Consider the following 16,493-nt stretch of genomic DNA (forward strand, 5'->3'; position numbering starts at 1 on the left):
GTGAGTTTTAGGACCGTTCCCAGACGGCCACGGCCTCTTTGCCGTTCTGCGGAACCCAGCCCAGCGCGCCCGGGTCGGCCGGGGTGCCGGCGAAGGTCAGCTTGAGCGAGCCCGTCCCGGTCTCGAACCGGACCGGCTTGGTCTGCACCGGGTCGTTCTCCCAGCCCTCGACGTCGTAGAGCGTGAACATCGCCGGATCGATGGTGAAGGGCCGGGCGGCCGCGACCGAGAGGACGACGGTGCCGGAGTTCTTCGTGTATCGGGCCGAGGCCAGCGTGACCTTGGCGACCGGCTTGCCCTCGCGGGTGATGGTGACGAGCTTGTCGGCCTGCACGTACTTGAGCTTGGGGTCGGAGTCCTTGATCGCCGGGGTCGGTGGCGCCTTCGTGGTCGCCGCCGGAGCCGGCGCCTTGACGGCGACATGATCATCGGCCATGGCTGCTCCGGCGCAGCCGCCCATGGTGACGGCGGCGATGCCGAGAACGGCGATGAACTTCCGCATGCGATGGCCCCTCGGTCGGTGGTGGCGGTTTCGTCGTCCAACGCGCCGACCACCACCCAGGTTGTGCCGACCCGGACATCCTAGTCGCAACTCGCTTGCCCCCGGCCCGGCGGATCGGCCAGGCTCGGTCCCCGTCGCGGCTGGATGCTCACCGCGTCCGCCTACGCCGGCTTCGCGCGGGCCGTTCCGTCGTTGCGCACCACCGCCGAGCAGTACCGCCGAGCAGTACCGCCGAGGCCACGAGCTGCCCGGGTGGTACGACGCCCTGGCCGCCTTCACCCCGTCGTCGGTGTGGACCATCGGCGACGACCGGGACGCGTTCGACCAGGCGCGGGCCGCGCTCGGCGAGGGTGCGGCCGTGCTGCGCGACTACACCAAGTCGATGAAGCACTACTGGCACGAGGCCGCCTACATCCCCGACCTGACCGACGGCGCCGCGGCCTGGCGGGTGGCCGAGCGCATGCGCGAACTGAGGGACGACGACTTCACCGGGGGTTTCGTGCTGCGCCGGTTCGAGCCGTTCACCGGGGCCGAGGCTCGCACGTGGTGGGTCAACGGCACCTGCCGCCTGATCACGGCCCACCCCGACACGCCCGACGACCTGCCGCCGCCCGGCCTGCCCGTGGCCGAACTGGCCGGGGCGGTGGCCGGCCTGGCCCTACCGTTCGTCACCGTCGACGTGGCCCAGCGCGCCGACGGCGTCTGGCGGGTGATCGAGCTGGGCGACGGCCAGGTCAGCGACCGCCCGGCCTCGACTTCCCCGGACGCCTTCGTCGCCGCCCTGCTGGCATAGCCTGGGGGTGTGATCACCGGTGCTGTCATCGTCGAGAGCCTGCGGCCCGGGGCGGTGCTCGACGACTCGCTCATCAGGGTCCGGCGGCTGTCGCGGTTCGAGGTGGACGATGGCTCGCCCGAGCAGCCGCTGCTGTGGACGCTGGTCGAGTTCTCCAGCGACGCCGACCCGGACGACCTGGCCGAGCTGTTCGCCGATGCGCTGACCGGACGGGGCTGGTACGTCAGCTTCGAGACCGGCGACGAGACGTACGTGATCTTCCCGGGCCGGGTCCTGCACTACCCGACGGGGGATCGGCGGGCCCGGGCCGACGTCGAGGTCTACGCCCTGTCGGTGGGGGTGCCGGACAACCAGCTGGACTGGTGAGCCCGGGGATATCCCTGGTTCTGCCCTGGACTCGCGAATTCTGACCGAAGCCGGACAGCTCCGCGGCGGCCCGTCCCCGATTCTTCGACGCATGCGAATGATTCGAGGTCTGGCCGGGGTGGTGGCGGCGGTCGGCGTCGCGGTCGCTCTGGCGCCGGCGCCCGCCTACGCCAAGGACGACGTGACCTGCGTCCGCGAGGACACCCGGCAGACGACCATCCACACCGACGAGGGCTACAACACCATCGTCGTCGGCTACTGCGCCGAGTACCGCTGGAACCCGCCGGTCGCCGGCTCGAGCGACCCGAAGGACCAGCCCGGCGGCGGTGGCGGCAAGGAGGTGCCCGAGTGCGAGGAGCTGAACGACGCGATCGAGGCCATGGGCGACCAGATCGACCTGCTCAACTCGGAGATCGACGCCGCCACCCGGGCCGCCGACGTGCTCGGCCGGGAGGCGCAGGCCGCCCGTGAGCGCAACAGCGAGTCGCTGACCCGGTGGATCGACGGGCAGCGGGAGGCTCAGCGGTTGCTGGCCGAGTACATCCGGACGAACGACATCGAGCCGATCGAGATCACGAGTTACGGGCACACCACCTACCGGGCGATCACCGTGGCCGATGTGGACCCGACGCGGCCGGGCGGGACGGCCGCGATCGACGCCGACCACGAGGCCAAGCAGCTCGGCCGCGAGCACACCGACACCCAGGACGAGTGGCTGGAGCTGCAGCACCGGGCCGACCAGACCAGCGCCTCGCTCTACGACCTGCAGGCTCGCCTGCGCGCCGCGATCGAGGCGATCCGGTCGTTGCAGGCGATAGCGAGTCACTGCCGCTGAGGAGAGAGCCGCCGGCGACCTTCCCCCGGGGTCGCCGGCCCTCACAGCGTGAACAGCAGGGCGGCACTGATCAGGACGGTCACCGCGGTGGCGAAGTGGATGCCGAACGCGGTGGCCCGGGTGCCGCCGTTGCGCAGCACGATCACCGTGTCGCCCAGCGGCGCCAGCGCGACGACCAGCATGAACCAGGCGCCGGCGGTCGCACCGGCGAAGGCCAGCAGAGCCAGACCGACCAGCCCGTACGTGGTGTCGCGCACTCCTTTCACGGTCAGGTAGGCGTTGAACGTCGACGGCACGCCGTAGCCGGCCGCGGCCACGGTCGGCGCCAGCAGGAACCGGGTGCCGATGAAGATGATGAACAGGTTGAGCACGATGGCGAGCCCGTAGGCGGCAATCTCAAGCATTGCTACTCCTTCTAGCGTTGCTAGCATTTAACGTGACGCTAGCACGCGTTCTCTAGCGGCGCTAGGATCGCTGTCATGGCTATTCAGGAACGTCGTGAGCGCGCCCGGCAGGAGCGGGAACGACTGATCGTCGACGCCGCCCGCGAGCTGGCCGAGGCCGAGGGCTGGGACGCGGTGACCACCCGGAGGCTGGCCGAGCGGATCGAATACAGCCAGCCGGTGCTCTACAGCCACTTCAAGGGCAAGGACGCCATCATGGCCGCGGTCGCCGTCGACGGCTTCGCCGAGCTGGCGGCCGAGTTGCGGGCGGCCCGGGGTGCCGCCGCCGATCCGCTGACGGGGGTGGCCACGGCCTATCTGGCGTTCGCCGAGACCCGGCCGGTGCTCTACGAGGCCATGTTCACCCACAGCGTCGACCTGGCCTTCGCGCGGCCGGACACGCCGGCCGCGCTGCAGGCGGGCTTCGGTGAACTGCGCGAGGCGGTGCGGCCCCGGGCCGGCGACGACGATCCGGCCGTACTCACCGAGGTCTTCTGGGCCGCGCTGCACGGGCTGGCCACCCTGACCCGCGGCGGCCGGCTGCCCCGCGAGATCCAGGAGCAGCGTCTGGCCCTGCTGCTGGCCCGGTTCTAACCCAGGTGGACGGCGTGGGCCTCGGTCACGTCGGGTGACTCCCACTTGCCGATCAGGCGGTGGATGACCGCGGGCGGCACCGGCGCGGGACGGCCCCCGTTCTGGCGCAGCAGCGTCTGCGGCGGCACCTCGAGCGCGACGATCTCGACCCGGGCGTGATAGGCCGCGCCCAGCCCGATGCACAGGTCGCGATGCTGGCGCGAGATGTTGGTGGCGTTCCAGACGAAGTCGCGGCGGGCCCGCAGATGCACCCGCGCCTCCTCGTGCGCGGCGGCGGCGACCGCCCGCTGACCGTCGGACGGTTTGACGCCGAGCCGGTCGCGGATGACGTCCAGGCTGATCACCGGTTGGTCTTCGGCGTGCGCGGCCACCCAGGTGTCCTTGCCCGCGCCGGGCAGACCGGAGAGCACGGTCATCGTCAGGCGAGTGTCGTCGTAGGCGGCGTAGCGGGGGTCACGTCCCGGCGTACGGAAATATTGGAACCGGGCGTGGTCGGACGCGAAGGGCCAAGGCCGGTCGAGCACTCCGAGGTCCGCGCAGAACTCGCGGAACAACTCGATGTTGCCCAGCACGTCGTCCCGGTCGCCGCAGATCCGGCCGGTGATGTCGGCGTCGGCCAGCATGGCCAGATCGCGGTTGCTCGCCAGCAGGCTCACCCGCAGCACGATCTGCTCGAGGTCGGGCCGTTCGAGGGCCCAGAACGGCACCTGATGATGCCGGACCAGCGCCGCCACATGCTCCCGCCAGGCCCGGGGCGCACCGAGTTCCCACAGGATCCGGCGTACGGTCAGGTCGCCCCGCCGGGAGTGACCGTGCGCGGTGATCCGGCCGTCGTCGTCGGTGCGGGTGCAGTCCGGTTTGGCCACGTCGTGCAGCAGCACGGCCCCGAACAGCCGCACCCGCTCGGCCGGCGGAAGCGCCCGCCACGCCGGTTGCGTGGCGAGGGCCTCGGCCGCCATCCGGGTATGCGTGGCCACGTCGCCCTCGCCGTGGTGCACCGGGTCTTGCGGAACCCCGCGCAGCCGCCGGATCCACTCGAACTCCTCCTCGACCCGCGCCCACGGCACCGTCCACGACGGACCGTCCGGGCACAGTTCGGCGAAGAGCGTCCAGTCAGATCGCATACATCACCGCCGGGTCGGCCAGCCGGTTGGGCACGATCGGGCGGTCGGCCCAGTGCGAGCCGGAGTCGAGGACGGCCTGGAGAAACCCGGCCCGCACCCACTTGTAGCGCCCGGCCACGCGTCCGCCGGCTTCGTCCTTGAGGTAGAGGCCTTCCATGTCGTCACCCGGGTCGGTCTCGGCGACAGCGCGATCGGGGTCGACACCGGCCCGCGAGGCACTGGCCCGCAACGTGTCGCGCCAGGCGGCCGTGCGCACGGTCGACGGCCCGACCAGTCCGGTCAGCTCCCCGAGCGTGGCCACGGGACCGGTCCGCAGCACCGGAACGCTGACCACCGGCGTGTCCGCCAGCATGGCGTGGCGGGTCGGCGTGTCGAGAAACGTGCCGCTCGACAGGTCGAGAATGTCGAACTCGCAGAAGTAGTGCGGCAGCGCGTCGTAGAACACCGTGTGCTTGGCATAGAGCCACTCGCCGTAGAGCACGAACCGCGCTCCCAGCACCGGCCACAGGATCGGCGCGACCAGGTGGGCCCACGACTTGAACGGCGCGAACTGGCGCTCCCGCGGCCCACCGGTCAGAAAATGCCCCCGCGACTGCAGCCGCAACTCGCCCTCGTCGGTGAAGCTGATCGCCGCGTTGGCGCCGTCCAGCTTCTCCTCGACCACCAGATGCCGCCCCGCGAGCTCGGCGAACGGCGTCTGCGACAGATCCTCGTCCCCCGGCTGCAGGCGCGACCCGGCCAGATGCGGAGTCCGGGGATACTTGGTGATCACCCGACTTTTGTACCCGCCGACGCTCGCCGGAGCGACCGATTTTGGCTCATGGTGGCCGGCTCGAACCGGCTACGGGAGTATGGCCCGCATGGCCTGGTACTGGCAGACGCTGATCAGCGTGGCGGCGGCCCTGGCGCTGCTCTGGATCGTCCTGGTCGTCGCGCTGCTGGTGCTGAAACCCGGCACCGTTCCGCTCAAGGAAGCGCTGCGGCTGCTCCCCGACCTGCTCCGACTTCTGCGCCGTCTGGCGGCCGACCCCACCCTGCCCCGAGGCGTCCGTATCCGCCTCGGCCTGCTGATGGCCTACCTGGCCATGCCGTTCGACCTGATCCCCGACTTCGTCCCCGTCCTGGGCTACGCCGATGACGCGATCGTCGTCATCGCCGCACTGCGTTCCGTGGTGCGCCGGGCCGGCCTCGATTCTGTCCGCCGCCATTGGCCCGGCACCGACGACGGTTTCGCCGTTCTCTGCCGTGTCGCCGGCCTCAACCGCTGATCCCCGGAGGTCAGGCGGCGGGGGTGGTGCTCGGTGTGCGGGCCGCGGTGAATTCGGTGACCAGCCGGGCGAGGACGGCCGGTGCGGTCAGGGGCATCAGGTGGTTGACGTGCTCGACGGTCGCGATCGTCGAGCCGGGGACCAGTCGGGCCAGGTGCGCGATCAGCCGGTGCTCGAGCGGCAGACTCTCGGCGCCCTGCACCAGCAGGAGCGGCTGGGTGACGGCGGCCGGGTCGAAGGTCCATCCGTTCAGCGCCTGCACCTCGCCGGAGAAGAAGTGGCGACTGGACCGGGCGGCGGCGTCGACCACCTCGGTGCCGAGGACGGAGTTCAGCACGTCGCGGTAGCCCGGCCCGCAGACCAGGGACATGAAGGTGTCGAACGCCGCCTCCTCGTCGCCCCGGGCGAGCGCGCCCATCGCCGCGCCCATGACCGGCCCGAACGCGGCGTGCAGCGCGTCGAGGTCGGCCGGGTCGGCCAGGGGGTCGACCAGCGGTGGTTCGAGCAGGGTGAGGGTGCGGACGACGGCCGGGTCGTCGACCGCCAGCTGCAAGGCGATGGCCGAGCCCGACGAGTGCGCGACGACATGCGCCCCGGTCGCGTCCAGCCGCCGCAGCAGGGTGGCGGCGTGCCGGGCGTGATCGGCCACGCTCAGCCCGTCGGCGGCGGTGCCCAGATAGCCCGCGCGAACCATCCGGATCACGCGGAAGCGCTGCAGGGCCGGGGTGGCGGCCAGGATGGTGCACCAGTCGGCCAGGCCACCGCCGTGGATCAGCAGCAGGGGCTCACCGTCCCCGGCCGAATCCGTGTAGGCGATCCCGAAGCCGTCGATCTGTGTGTGAACCATGGTCAGTGTTCCCTTCAGTAATCAGACTGCGTACAGGCGGATCTCGATGCCGTCGGGGTCGTGCAGGCCGATCAGGACCGAGCCGCCCCGGTGGCCGGTCACGACACCGCCGTGGGGTTGCTCCAGGTCGTCCAGGCGGGCCCGCCACGCCTCGACGTCCTCGCGTTTCGGCACCTCGAGCGCGACCGGATCAAAACCGGCCAGGGCCTTTGCCCGTACGGGATCCAGCCGCAACGCCAGGCGCAGGCGACCGGTCGCGTCTTCGAGGGCCAGGCCCATCAGTTCGCCGTCCTCGACGAACTCGATCTCGACCCGCAGGCAGAGCACCGTGGTGTACCAGTCCCGGCTGCGTTGCAGGTCGGCGACCGGGAGTTTGACGTGATGGAAGCCCGCCAGGTCCGGCATGACTCTCCGTTCGTTAGAGTTGGCTCTAGTAATTGACTAAAGTAGGCTCTAGCGAGTGAGCGGAGAAGTCAAGCGAAGAAAGCCGACACGAGCGGAACAGGCACGCTCGACGCGGCGCCGGATCGTCGCGGCGGCGGCGGCGCAGTTCGTGGCGGTCGGCTACGGCGCGACGCGTCTCGATCGGGTGGCCGCGGAGGCCGGCGTGGCCGTGCAGACGGTGTATTTCCACTTCGGAAACAAGCGCACACTGCTCAAGGAGGCCCTCGATGTGGCCGCGGTCGGCGACGACGAGCCGATTCCGCTGATGGAGCGACCGTGGATCGCCGAGATCCGGGCCGAGCCCGACCCGCGGCGTGTGGTCGAGCTCTGGGTGGCGGGCGGTCGCGTCATCATCGACCGGATCGCGCCGCTCATGCGGGTCGTGCGCGGGGCCACCAGCACCGACCCCGAAGTGGCGGCGCAGTGGAACACGAATCAGGAGCAGACGCGTACGGCGCACGGGTTCCTGATCGGTCTGCTCGCCGGCCTCGGCGCGCTCAGGCCGGGCCTCGATCCCGATCGGGCGCGGGACATCGCCTTCGTGCTCGGCAACGCCGAGACCTACCTGCAGTTCGTCGACGCGTGCGGCTGGACGCCCGAGCAGTGGCAGCACCACACCGCCGACTTGCTGATCAAGGCCCTCATCGGGGGCGGGCCAGCGCGGCCTTGATCTTCGGGAGGACCTGCTCGATGCCGTAGCGGACGCTCAGCGCGGACGGGAACCCGATCGCCAGTGCGGCGGGCAGGTCGAGACCGACGTAGGCACCACGGCGTACGGCGGGAATCTGCTGGAACAGCGGCGTCGCCTCGAGCTTGGTGCGGGCGGCCGGCGTGTTGAAGGTCAGCATGAGCACGTCGGCGTCGAGCACGTCGAGCCGCTCGGGGCTGATCACCGCGCGGCCCGGGATGGCCGCGTTGGGCAGGCTGGTCACCGCGGGGGAGAGCGCCAGCCCGAACTGGGCGAGGAACTCGGCCGACGCGTCGCTGGTGCTGTTGATCGTGTTGACCGTGCCGTCGGCGGTGACCGGGCCCAGCGTGAACGTCTTGCCCGCGAACTCGGGGTTGGCCGCCTTGGCCTGGGCGATCGCGTCCTCGGTGGTCTTGATCTGCTGGGCCGCCTCGGCCTCCTTGCCCAGCGCCGCGCCGACCCGGGTCGTGGTCGTGCGCCACTCGTCCTTGTTGTAGCCCTCGTCCCACGACATGGTGGGCGCGATCTGGCTGAGCCGCGCGTACTCCTCCTCCAGGTTGAGCCGGTCGGTGGCCAGGATGAGGTCGGGCTTCAGCGCGGCGATCGCCTCGTACGGCATTTCCTCGACGTCGACCAGGTTGAGCTTGGCCGGGCCGAGCAACGGCTGCACCCACGGCGCGACTCCGCCTTCGAGGAAGAAGCTCAGGTCGGGACTGAGCAGCGGGACGACGCCGAGCGCGATCGCCGCGTCGAGGTCGCGATATTGACCGACCGCCACCACACGCTGCGGACCGGCCGGGACCTCGATGGTGCCGAGTCCTCCGGGGACGGTCCGGGTCGACGCGCTGGTGCCGATGTCGGGGGTCGACGAGCCGGACGAGCAGCCGGCCAGCATGAGGAGTGCACCTGTGAGCAGTGACCGGCGCGTGAGCGAGGCGGTGATCATGAGGGTACCCTAACCTTACTTTTAAGGAGTGTCGATTGTCCAAGACCGCCGGGCTGGTTGCCGCCCTGGTGCTGCTGGTCGTGGTGGTGCTGGCCAGCATCGCGATCGGCGCGCGGGACATCCCGCTGCCGGCCGTTCTGCACCCGACCGACGTCACCGAGCGCCTGATCATCCGGGACCTGCGATTTCCCCGTACGGTCGTGGGCCTGATCGTCGGCATCGCCCTGGGCGTGTCCGGGGCGTTGATCCAGGCGCTGACCCGCAACCCCCTCGCCGACCCGGGCATCCTGGGCGTGGGGCCGGGCGCCGCGTTCTTCGTCGCGCTGGCGGTCGGCGTGTTCGGGATCGGCTCGATCACCGGCTACCTGTGGTTCGCGTTCGCGGGCGCGCTGGTCGTCACCGTGGTCGTCTACGTGATCGGCGCGGCCGGCCGCCGCACGGCCGATCCGGTGCGCCTGGTGCTGGCCGGGGTGGCGCTCGGGGCCGTGCTGGGTGGCATCACCGCCGCCATGACCCTGCTCGATCCGGTGGCGTTCGACGCGATGCGGTTCTGGAGCGCGGGCACGATCGCCGACCGCGGCCTGGCCGTGGTGTGGCCGGTGCTGCCGTTCCTCGCGATCGGACTGATCCTGGCCGCGATCGCCGCCGCCCCGCTGAACGCGATAGCGCTCGGCGACGACGCCGCGTCCGCGCTGGGCGCCCACGTGACCCGTACGCGCGTCGTCGTCGTGGCCGCGGTGACCCTGCTGGCCGGTGGCGCGACCGCGATCGCCGGGCCGATCGGCTTCGTCGGGCTGATGGTGCCGCACGTCGCCCGCTGGATCACCGGGCCCGATCAGCGCTGGATCCTGGCCTACACCACCGTGCTGGCCCCGATCCTGCTGCTCACCGCCGACGTGCTGGGCCGGGTGGTGATGCGCCCGGGCGAGATCCCGGTCGGCATCGTGACCGCGTTCGTCGGGGCGCCGGTGCTGATCGTCCTGATCCGCCGGACGAGGGTGAGCGGACTGTGATCGATTTCGGTCGCCGCACGCTGTGGGCGCGTCTCGGACCGGTGTCCCTGCGACTCGACGTCCGCAGTCTCGCCGTGTGCGCCGTGCTGGCCGCCCTGAGCCTGTCCGTCGCGCTGGTGGCCCTGGCCAGCGGAGACTTCCGGCTCAGCGTCTCCGAAGTGGTGTCGGCCGTCCTGGACCGGCAGAGCTTCGCGCACACCATCGTCGTCGACTGGCGGATGCCGCGGGTGCTGGCGGCACTGGTGTTCGGGGCCGCGCTCGGGGTCAGCGGGGCCATCTTCCAGTCGCTGACCCGCAATCCGCTGGCGAGCCCCGACATCATCGGGTTCTCCACCGGGGCGTACACGGGAGCCCTGCTCGTCATGGTGCTCGCCGGCGGCTCCTATCTGCGGGTGGCCGGCGGAGCACTGGCCGGCGGCCTGGCGACCGCCGCGCTGGTCTATCTGCTGGCCTACCGGCGGGGCGTGCAGGGGTTCCGGCTGATCATCGTGGGCATCGCGGTCGCGGCCACCCTCAACTCGTTCAACACGTGGCTGATGCTGACCGCCGACCTCGAGGTCGCGATGGCCGCCGCCACCTGGGGGATCGGGTCGCTGAACGACACCGGCTGGGCCCAGGCCGGCCTCGGCGGGGTGGTGATCGGCGTGCTGCTGCTGGTCGCCGTGCCGCTGGCCCGGCCGCTGCGTCAGCTCGAACTCGGCGACGACGCGGCCCGGGCCCGGGGTGTGGCGGTCGAACCGGCCCGGCTCGCGCTGGTCGCCCTCGGGGTGGCGCTGACCGCCGCCGTGTCGGCCGCGGCCGGACCGATCGTGTTCGTCGCGCTGGCCGCCGGGCAGATCAGCCGGCGTCTGACCCGGACGGCGGGCGTGGCTCTGGCCCCGGCCGCCTTCCTGGGCGCGCTGATGTTGTGCGCCTGCGACTACGTCGCCCAGCACGTGCTGCCCACCCCGCTGCCGGTCGGGGTGGTCACCGTCGTGCTCGGCGGCGGCTATCTGATCTGGTTGCTCATCCACGAGTCCCGGAGGCGACTGTGACCACGGAATTGCGGGCCGACAACGCCACCATCGGCTACGACCGGCGGGTCATCTCGTCCGGGCTCGACGTCGCCATCCCGCCCGGCTCGTTCACGGTCATCGTCGGGCCCAACGCGTGCGGCAAGTCGACGCTGCTGCGGGCGTTGTCCCGCCTGCTGCGGCCGTCGGCCGGGCACGTGCTGCTCGACGGGAAGGACATCGGGTCATACCGGGCGAAGGAAGTGGCCCGGCGGCTCGGGCTGCTGCCGCAGACGTCGATCGCACCCGACGGCATCCGGGTGGCCGATCTGGTGGCGCGCGGCCGTTATCCGCACCAGAGCCTGATCCGCCAATGGACGGACGCCGACGAGCAGGCCGTACGGGAGGCCATGGTTGCCACCGGCATCGAGGAACTCTCGCCCCGCCTGGTCGACGAACTCTCCGGCGGTCAGCGTCAGCGCGTGTGGGTGGCGATGGCGCTGGCCCAGCGGACGCCGTGGCTGCTGCTCGACGAGCCGACCACGTTCCTCGACATCGCCTACCAGATCGATCTGATGGAGCTGTTCACCGATCTGCACCGCGACGGCACGACGCTGGTCGCCGTGCTGCACGACCTGAACCACGCCGCCCGCTACGCCACCCACCTGATCGCGATGCGTGACGGAGCGGTCGTGGCCGAGGGGGCGCCGGCCGACATCGTCACCACTGATCTCGTGGCCGAGGTGTTCGGGCTGGCCAGCAAGGTGATCCCGGACCCGGTCACCGGTACGCCGATGGTGGTGCCGATCGGACGCGAGCGCTAGGTTCGGCCTCGTGATCGACCACTTCCTCGCCGGTGTGCTGGTCTGCCCGGCCCTGGTGGCGGTCACGATCGGGCTCACCTCGGCCCGCATGCGGCCCGACCGGGCGGTGCCGTTCCTGGCCTGGTCGATGGCCGTCGCCGCGCTGGCGTCGCTGGCCAACCTCGCGGTGTTCGCGCTCAAGGCGGTGGCCGAGATCCCGGCCGTCGGCCGGTGGTTCGGCTGGTCCGCTCAGGCGGTACGCGACGACACCGCAGCCGTTCCCTGGGTGTCCTGGGGGTCGGCGGTGGCGCTGCTCGCCGCTGTGGCCGCCGTCGCGCTGGTGTGGCGGCGGCACCGGCGCGACCGCGCGTTCGCCGAGCAGTACGCCGACCTGCCCACCGGCGCCGACGGCGTGGTGCTGGTCGACGACCCGCGGGCGCTCGCCTTCGCGCTGCCCGTCCGCGGCGGCCGGATCGTCGTGACCACCGCGATGCGGGCCGGGCTGACCGACCGGCAGTACGCCGCCCTGCTCGCCCACGAACGCGCGCATCTCTCGGCCGGGCACCACGGCCTGGTGCGGATCGCGCGCCTGGCCGCGGCGGCCCACCCGGTGTTCCGGTGGCTCGCCCGCCGGGTCGAGTTCCTCGTCGAGCGGGCCGCCGACGAGCAGGCGGCGGCCGCGGTCGGCGACCGGCACGTGGTGGCGCGGGCGATCGGGACGGCCGCGCTGATCGGCGCGCCCCCGGTCGTGGCCGGGCTGCAGATGGCGCCGGCCCGGCCCGGCGTGCTGCCGCAACGGGTGGCCTCGCTGCTGCGCGGGCGGCCCCGCGGTTCGTGGACGCTGACCGCCGCACCGGCCCTGGTGGCCGCGTTCTCGCTGGTCTGGACCGGCGAGTGCCTCTATGACCTAGGCGAGCTCCTCGTCGCCTCGCGTCTCTGACAGCAGGCGGCGCAGCACCGCCTCGTCGCCCGGCCCGAGCCCGGCCACGAAACGCTGCAGCACGGTCTCGTGGTCGGCGTCGGCGTCGAGCAGCCGGCCCATCCGTTGCGCGGTGAGCGAGGGCCCGTCGGTCAGCGGCGCGTAGCGGAACGCGCGACCGTCGCGATAGCGCGCGAGCACCCCCTTGGCGTACATCCGGGTCAGGATCGTCACCACGGTGCTGTACGACAGGGGGTCCTCAGCGGGCAATTTCTCCCGTACGTCCCCGGGGGTCAACGGCCGATCGGCACCGACCAGCACGTCGAGCAGGGCCGACTCGAGCTCGCCGGGCCCTCGGCGCCGCTGATCCTTCCCGGACATCGCGCCAGCTTACCCGCTAGTTGGCGGCGTCCAGGCGGGCCCGCGTTTCGGCGTCCAGCTTCAGGTCGCGGGCGGCCATCACCTCGTCGAGGCGCTCGGGAGTGCTGGCGCCGACGATCGGCCAGACCTGCGGGTCGCCGCCGAGCAGCCAGGCCAGCACGACCTGGTTCCGGGTAACGCCGGCTGATTCAGCCACGTCGGCCAGGGTGGTCAGGCGGCGGGTGGTACCCGGGTGGTCGTACGCCTCCTCGAGCGGGCGGTCGGCCCGGCCGTAGGCGCCGTTGATCAGCGACGAGTACGCCCACAGATCCAGGTCGGGAGTGGAGCGTACGTAATCGAGGGTCTCCGGGAAGACCTGCCGGTGTGACCACGACTCCAGTGCGGCTCCGGGGCGGGGGAGGGCGTACGAGTGCCGCAGTTGCAACGCGTCCCAGCCCGCGCCCAGCGCCCGGGCCTGTTCCACCCGCCAGGCCGGGGTGTTCGAGGCGCCGGTCCGCGCGGCCAGGCCCGCCGTCCGCAGCTCCCCGAAGACGCCCGCCGTCTCGGCCAGGGGCACCGACCGGTCCTCGACGTGCGCCCAGTACATGTCCACGTGGTCGACGCCCAGCCGCTGCAGGCTCGCGGCCGCCGCCCGCCGGACCGTCGCCGCCGACAGGCCCTCCATCGCCTCCAGCCCGCGGGCCGGGTCGGTCGGCTCGGCCCCGCACTTGGTGCTGATCAGCACCCGGTCCCGCATCCCGGGCCGGGCGGCCAGCCAGCGGCCGATCACCCGCTCGCTGTGCCCGCCCAGGCCGGAGGGATGCTCCCAGAACGCGTAGTTGTTCGCCGTGTCGATCCACCGCCCGCCCCGCTCGACGAAACGGTCGAGCAGCTCGAACGACTCCTTCTCGCCGATCCTGGTTCCGAACAGCATTGCGCCCAGCACGATGTCAGCCATGCCGAGCATGCTGGTCCTTCGAGTGCTCTCGAAGTCAACCCACGCGGTGCGCGAAAAGGTCTTCCGCGGGCGCGGGCCGGGCGAAGTGGTAGCCCTGCGCCCGCCGGTACCCCATCGCGGTCAGCAACTCGGCCTGCTCGGCCGTCTCGACCCCCTCGGCCACCGCCTCCACGCCCATCGCCTGGGTCAGCTGCAGCACCGCCCGGGCGATCGCGTCACGACCGGGTCCCGGGACGAACGAGCGGTCGAGTTTCACCTGGTCGACCGGGCAGTCGACGAGCAGGCTGAGAGTGGACGCCCCGGTGCCGAAGTCGTCCAGTGCCACCCGCACCCCGAGCTCGCGCAGCGCGGCCAGGGTGGTCCAGGTGGCGCCCCCGCCGAGCGCGGTCGACTCGGTGATCTCCAGGGTGAGACAGGTGGGCGGCAGTCCGGCCTCGTCCAGCGCGGCCGCGACCTCGGCCGCGAACTCCGGGTTCTGCAACTGCTGCGGGGAGGCGTTGACCGAGACCGTACGGGGTGCTCCGGCGCCCAGCCCGGCCCGCCACGCCGCCGCCTGCCGCACCGCCGCCCGCAGCACCCACCGGCCGAGCGGCACGATCAGGCCGGTGTCCTCGGCCGCCGCGATGAACTCGCCCGGTGCCAGCAGGCCGCGCTCCGGGTGCTGCCAGCGCACCAGCGCCTCGACCCCGGCCAGGTCGCCGCCGGGCAGGGCCACGACCGGCTGGTAGTGCAGCACGAACTGCTCGTCGGCCAGGGCCCGGCGCAGCTCGGCGTCGCGGCGGGTGCGTTCGGCCGAGCGCGACTCCATGCCGGCCACGTACCGCTGCTGACCGCCGTCGCCGCGCGCCTTGGCCTCGTACATCGCGATGTCGGCGTGCCGCAGCAGGTCACCGGCGTCGTCCCCGGCCGTCCCCTCGGTCACCCCGAAACTGGCCCGCACGCTGAGCAGCTGGCCGTCGACCTCGACCGGGATCAGCAGCTGTTCGGCGATGCGGCGCAGCGCCCGGTCGACCGGCTCACCGCTCATCTCGTCGAACAGGATGGCGAACTCGTCGCCGCCGAGCCGGGCCACCAGGTCGACCGGCCGGACACTGGCCCGCATCCGCTCGGCCACCGCCACCAGCAGGCCGTCGCCGACGTGGTGGCCCAGGGTGTCGTTGACGGTCTTGAAGTCGTCCAGGTCGATCAGGACGAGGCTGAAATTCTTTCCCGTACGCAGGTCGGCCGCGATTCGCTCGGCGAACAGGGCCCGGTTGGCCAGTCCGGTGAGGGTGTCGTGGGTGGCGTCGTGGCTGAGCCGGTCCTGCACCGTACGGGTCTCGGTGATGTCCCGCCCGTTGGTGACCACGCCGCCGACGCTGGGTTCGTGGGTGAGGTTGGCCCCGATCGTCTCGAGCCAGCGCCACGACCCGTCCGCGTGCCGGAACCGCGCGTGCATCGTCGCCGAGGCCCCGTGCGCGGAGAGCATCGTCGCGTACGCGTCCCCGACGATCGACAGGTCGTCGGGGTGCACGAACCCGGCCAGCGGCCGTCCGACGACGTCGGCCGGGTCGAGGCCGAGCACGCGGGTCACGGACGGGCTGATGTAGCGCACGGCGGCGTCCGGGCCGGTGATCGTCACGACCTCGGTCGAGTTCTGCACGAGCAGCCGGAACCGTTCCTCGTCGCGCTGGGTGCGCTCGACCAGCCGGTCGTTCTCGCGGATGGCCAGCACCTGCCGCGCGCCGACCAGCACGGTCAGCACCAGCGAGCCGACCGCGATCGACAGCTCGTCGCCCGAGTCGGCCACGATCGTGCTGATCATCAGGGCGCCCACGGCGGCCACGGCGAGATACGGGTAGAGGGTGTGGTGGCGGCGCCGGCCGACCAGCTCGACCGGCTCGACGGCCTGGTAGCGCGCGGCCACCGCGACCACCAGGGCCCCGAACGCGCTGATCAGCACGGTGGGGTCGAGATCGGGCCAGCGGTCGAAGGCGCTGGTGAGCGCGGTGCCGAGCCCGCCGATCAGCGCGCTGGCCCCGATGAACCGGAGCGCGCCGCGGGTCAGGGTGTCGCCCCGGCCGGTGGTCAGCTTCATCACCACGCTGATGCCGACCATGCCGCCGACGAGATAGCCGATCGTCGGGCCGAGCTCGGCCGCGGTGGCGGTGCCCCGGGACAGCGGCAGGCCGACCAGATGCCACAGGAAAAGTCCGCCCGCGGCCAGCACGGTGCTCAGGTCCAGGCACAGCGTGATCACCTCGGTGCGGGTGATCGAGCGCATCGGCAGCAGCACGGCCGCGCCGACCACCAAGAGGACCGCGGCGACGTGGGCCACCTGGCTGACGACGGGGAGGAATTTCGTGAGCAGGGTCAGCGCGAACAGGACCTGAGCGGCGGCGTTGGCCGACCAGAACCGCCGGGCGGCCCGGCCCGGCGCGGGCGCCCGCCGGCACAGGACGGCCGTCACGATGCTCGCCCCGGCCGCCAGCAGCAACGACAGGACCCGGAGCCGTTCGCCGGTCGCGAACGCCGCGGCGGTGCCGAGGGCCAGGATCGCGGTCAGGCGCAGGAGGCGGCTGTCCCACAGCTTCTCCGACACATCTCGAAGATCGGCCC

20 protein-coding genes are annotated in these 16,493 nt (G+C 72.0%); 10 read left to right on the forward strand and 10 right to left on the reverse strand.

The window, feature by feature from the left end; all coding sequences use genetic code 11:
- Positions 1-7: 7 nt before the first annotated feature.
- Positions 8-502, reverse strand: coding sequence for a hypothetical protein (locus KOI35_RS08985; RefSeq protein ID WP_215785625.1), 495 nt, complete (start codon positions 500-502; stop codon positions 8-10).
- Positions 503-791: 289 nt separating this feature from the next.
- Here KOI35_RS08985 and KOI35_RS08990 point away from each other — a divergent pair, with 289 nt between their 5' ends.
- The 3 genes from KOI35_RS08990 (at position 792) to KOI35_RS09000 (ending at position 2,496) form a co-directional block, all read left to right on the forward strand.
- Positions 792-1,295, forward strand: a complete 504-nt coding sequence (locus KOI35_RS08990) for an ATP-grasp domain-containing protein (RefSeq protein WP_215785626.1) — start codon at positions 792-794, stop codon at positions 1,293-1,295.
- A 9-nt stretch (positions 1,296-1,304) separates the two neighbouring features.
- Complete coding sequence (locus tag KOI35_RS08995) at positions 1,305-1,661, forward strand: hypothetical protein (RefSeq protein WP_215785627.1); 357 nt, start codon at positions 1,305-1,307, stop codon at positions 1,659-1,661.
- Positions 1,662-1,752: 91 nt separating this feature from the next.
- Complete coding sequence (locus KOI35_RS09000; RefSeq protein WP_215785628.1) at positions 1,753-2,496, forward strand: hypothetical protein; 744 nt, start codon at positions 1,753-1,755, stop codon at positions 2,494-2,496.
- 41 nt (positions 2,497-2,537) lie between these two features.
- Here the strand turns inward: KOI35_RS09000 and KOI35_RS09005 are convergent, their stop codons facing one another.
- Complete coding sequence (locus KOI35_RS09005; RefSeq protein ID WP_215785629.1) at positions 2,538-2,900, reverse strand: DUF4267 domain-containing protein; 363 nt, start codon at positions 2,898-2,900, stop codon at positions 2,538-2,540.
- 75 nt (positions 2,901-2,975) lie between these two features.
- Between KOI35_RS09005 and KOI35_RS09010 the strand changes: the two genes are divergently transcribed.
- Positions 2,976-3,533 carry a TetR/AcrR family transcriptional regulator gene (locus KOI35_RS09010; protein WP_215785630.1) on the forward strand — a complete coding sequence of 186 codons (558 nt, stop codon included), beginning with the start codon at positions 2,976-2,978 and terminating at the stop codon, positions 3,531-3,533.
- Here the strand turns inward: KOI35_RS09010 and KOI35_RS09015 are convergent.
- Positions 3,530-4,657 (reverse strand): AAA family ATPase, encoded by a 1,128-nt coding sequence (locus KOI35_RS09015; protein ID WP_215785631.1) that lies wholly within the window; start codon positions 4,655-4,657, stop codon positions 3,530-3,532. The genes KOI35_RS09010 and KOI35_RS09015 overlap by 4 nt on opposite strands.
- Positions 4,647-5,429 carry an RNA ligase family protein gene (locus tag KOI35_RS09020; RefSeq protein ID WP_215785632.1) on the reverse strand — a complete coding sequence of 261 codons (783 nt, stop codon included), beginning with the start codon at positions 5,427-5,429 and terminating at the stop codon, positions 4,647-4,649. The genes KOI35_RS09015 and KOI35_RS09020 overlap by 11 nt, the downstream gene beginning before the upstream one ends.
- 88 nt (positions 5,430-5,517) lie before the next feature.
- Here KOI35_RS09020 and KOI35_RS09025 point away from each other — a divergent pair, with 88 nt between their 5' ends.
- The gene (locus tag KOI35_RS09025) at positions 5,518-5,925 is read left to right on the forward strand and encodes a YkvA family protein (RefSeq protein WP_215785633.1); all 408 of its coding nucleotides are present in this window, start codon (positions 5,518-5,520) and stop codon (positions 5,923-5,925) included.
- A gap of 10 nt (positions 5,926-5,935) precedes the next feature.
- Here the strand turns inward: KOI35_RS09025 and KOI35_RS09030 are convergent, their stop codons facing one another.
- Together KOI35_RS09030 and KOI35_RS09035 are read right to left on the reverse strand one after the other, a co-directional pair.
- On the reverse strand, positions 5,936-6,772 hold the full coding sequence (locus KOI35_RS09030) for an alpha/beta fold hydrolase (RefSeq protein WP_215785634.1): 837 nt from the start codon (positions 6,770-6,772) through the stop codon (positions 5,936-5,938).
- 21 nt (positions 6,773-6,793) lie between these two features.
- Positions 6,794-7,177, reverse strand: coding sequence for a VOC family protein (locus KOI35_RS09035; protein WP_215785635.1), 384 nt, complete (start codon positions 7,175-7,177; stop codon positions 6,794-6,796).
- 55 nt (positions 7,178-7,232) lie between these two features.
- On the opposite strand from KOI35_RS09035, the gene KOI35_RS09040 reads away from it, so the two are divergent.
- Positions 7,233-7,886 carry a TetR/AcrR family transcriptional regulator gene (locus KOI35_RS09040; RefSeq protein WP_215785636.1) on the forward strand — a complete coding sequence of 218 codons (654 nt, stop codon included), beginning with the start codon at positions 7,233-7,235 and terminating at the stop codon, positions 7,884-7,886.
- Here the strand turns inward: KOI35_RS09040 and KOI35_RS09045 are convergent.
- On the reverse strand, positions 7,858-8,850 hold the full coding sequence (locus KOI35_RS09045; RefSeq protein WP_215785637.1) for an iron-siderophore ABC transporter substrate-binding protein: 993 nt from the start codon (positions 8,848-8,850) through the stop codon (positions 7,858-7,860). The two genes, KOI35_RS09040 and KOI35_RS09045, sit on opposite strands and share 29 nt — an antisense overlap.
- A gap of 35 nt (positions 8,851-8,885) precedes the next feature.
- On the opposite strand from KOI35_RS09045, the gene KOI35_RS09050 reads away from it, so the two are divergent.
- From KOI35_RS09050 to KOI35_RS09065, 4 genes are read left to right on the forward strand one after another with little or no spacing between them, the layout of a single operon-like run.
- The gene (locus KOI35_RS09050) at positions 8,886-9,863 is read left to right on the forward strand and encodes a FecCD family ABC transporter permease (protein ID WP_246612854.1); all 978 of its coding nucleotides are present in this window, start codon (positions 8,886-8,888) and stop codon (positions 9,861-9,863) included.
- Positions 9,860-10,897 carry a FecCD family ABC transporter permease gene (locus tag KOI35_RS09055; protein WP_308120875.1) on the forward strand — a complete coding sequence of 346 codons (1,038 nt, stop codon included), beginning with the start codon at positions 9,860-9,862 and terminating at the stop codon, positions 10,895-10,897. The genes KOI35_RS09050 and KOI35_RS09055 overlap by 4 nt, the downstream gene beginning before the upstream one ends.
- Entirely contained in the window at positions 10,894-11,679 is a 786-nt protein-coding gene (locus tag KOI35_RS09060; RefSeq protein ID WP_215785638.1) for an ABC transporter ATP-binding protein, read from the forward strand. The genes KOI35_RS09055 and KOI35_RS09060 overlap by 4 nt, the downstream gene beginning before the upstream one ends.
- A gap of 10 nt (positions 11,680-11,689) precedes the next feature.
- Entirely contained in the window at positions 11,690-12,598 is a 909-nt protein-coding gene (locus KOI35_RS09065) for a M56 family metallopeptidase (RefSeq protein WP_215785639.1), read from the forward strand.
- On the opposite strand, the gene KOI35_RS09070 is transcribed toward KOI35_RS09065, so the two are convergent.
- Genes KOI35_RS09070 through KOI35_RS09080 form a run of 3 tightly spaced genes read right to left on the reverse strand, consistent with a single transcriptional unit; the run spans position 12,566 to position 16,476 of the window.
- On the reverse strand, positions 12,566-12,958 hold the full coding sequence (locus KOI35_RS09070) for a BlaI/MecI/CopY family transcriptional regulator (RefSeq protein WP_215785640.1): 393 nt from the start codon (positions 12,956-12,958) through the stop codon (positions 12,566-12,568). The two genes, KOI35_RS09065 and KOI35_RS09070, sit on opposite strands and share 33 nt — an antisense overlap.
- Positions 12,959-12,974: 16 nt before the next feature.
- The gene (locus KOI35_RS09075) at positions 12,975-13,895 is read right to left on the reverse strand and encodes an aldo/keto reductase (RefSeq protein ID WP_246612855.1); all 921 of its coding nucleotides are present in this window, start codon (positions 13,893-13,895) and stop codon (positions 12,975-12,977) included.
- Between the two features lie 34 nt (positions 13,896-13,929).
- Positions 13,930-16,476: a putative bifunctional diguanylate cyclase/phosphodiesterase gene (locus KOI35_RS09080; RefSeq protein WP_215785642.1), complete on the reverse strand. Its 2,547-nt coding sequence runs from the start codon at positions 16,474-16,476 to the stop codon at positions 13,930-13,932.
- Positions 16,477-16,493 lie beyond the last annotated feature (17 nt).

This window comes from Paractinoplanes bogorensis, from assembly GCF_018829635.1.
Classification (GTDB): Bacteria; Actinomycetota; Actinomycetes; order Mycobacteriales; family Micromonosporaceae; genus Actinoplanes; species Actinoplanes bogorensis.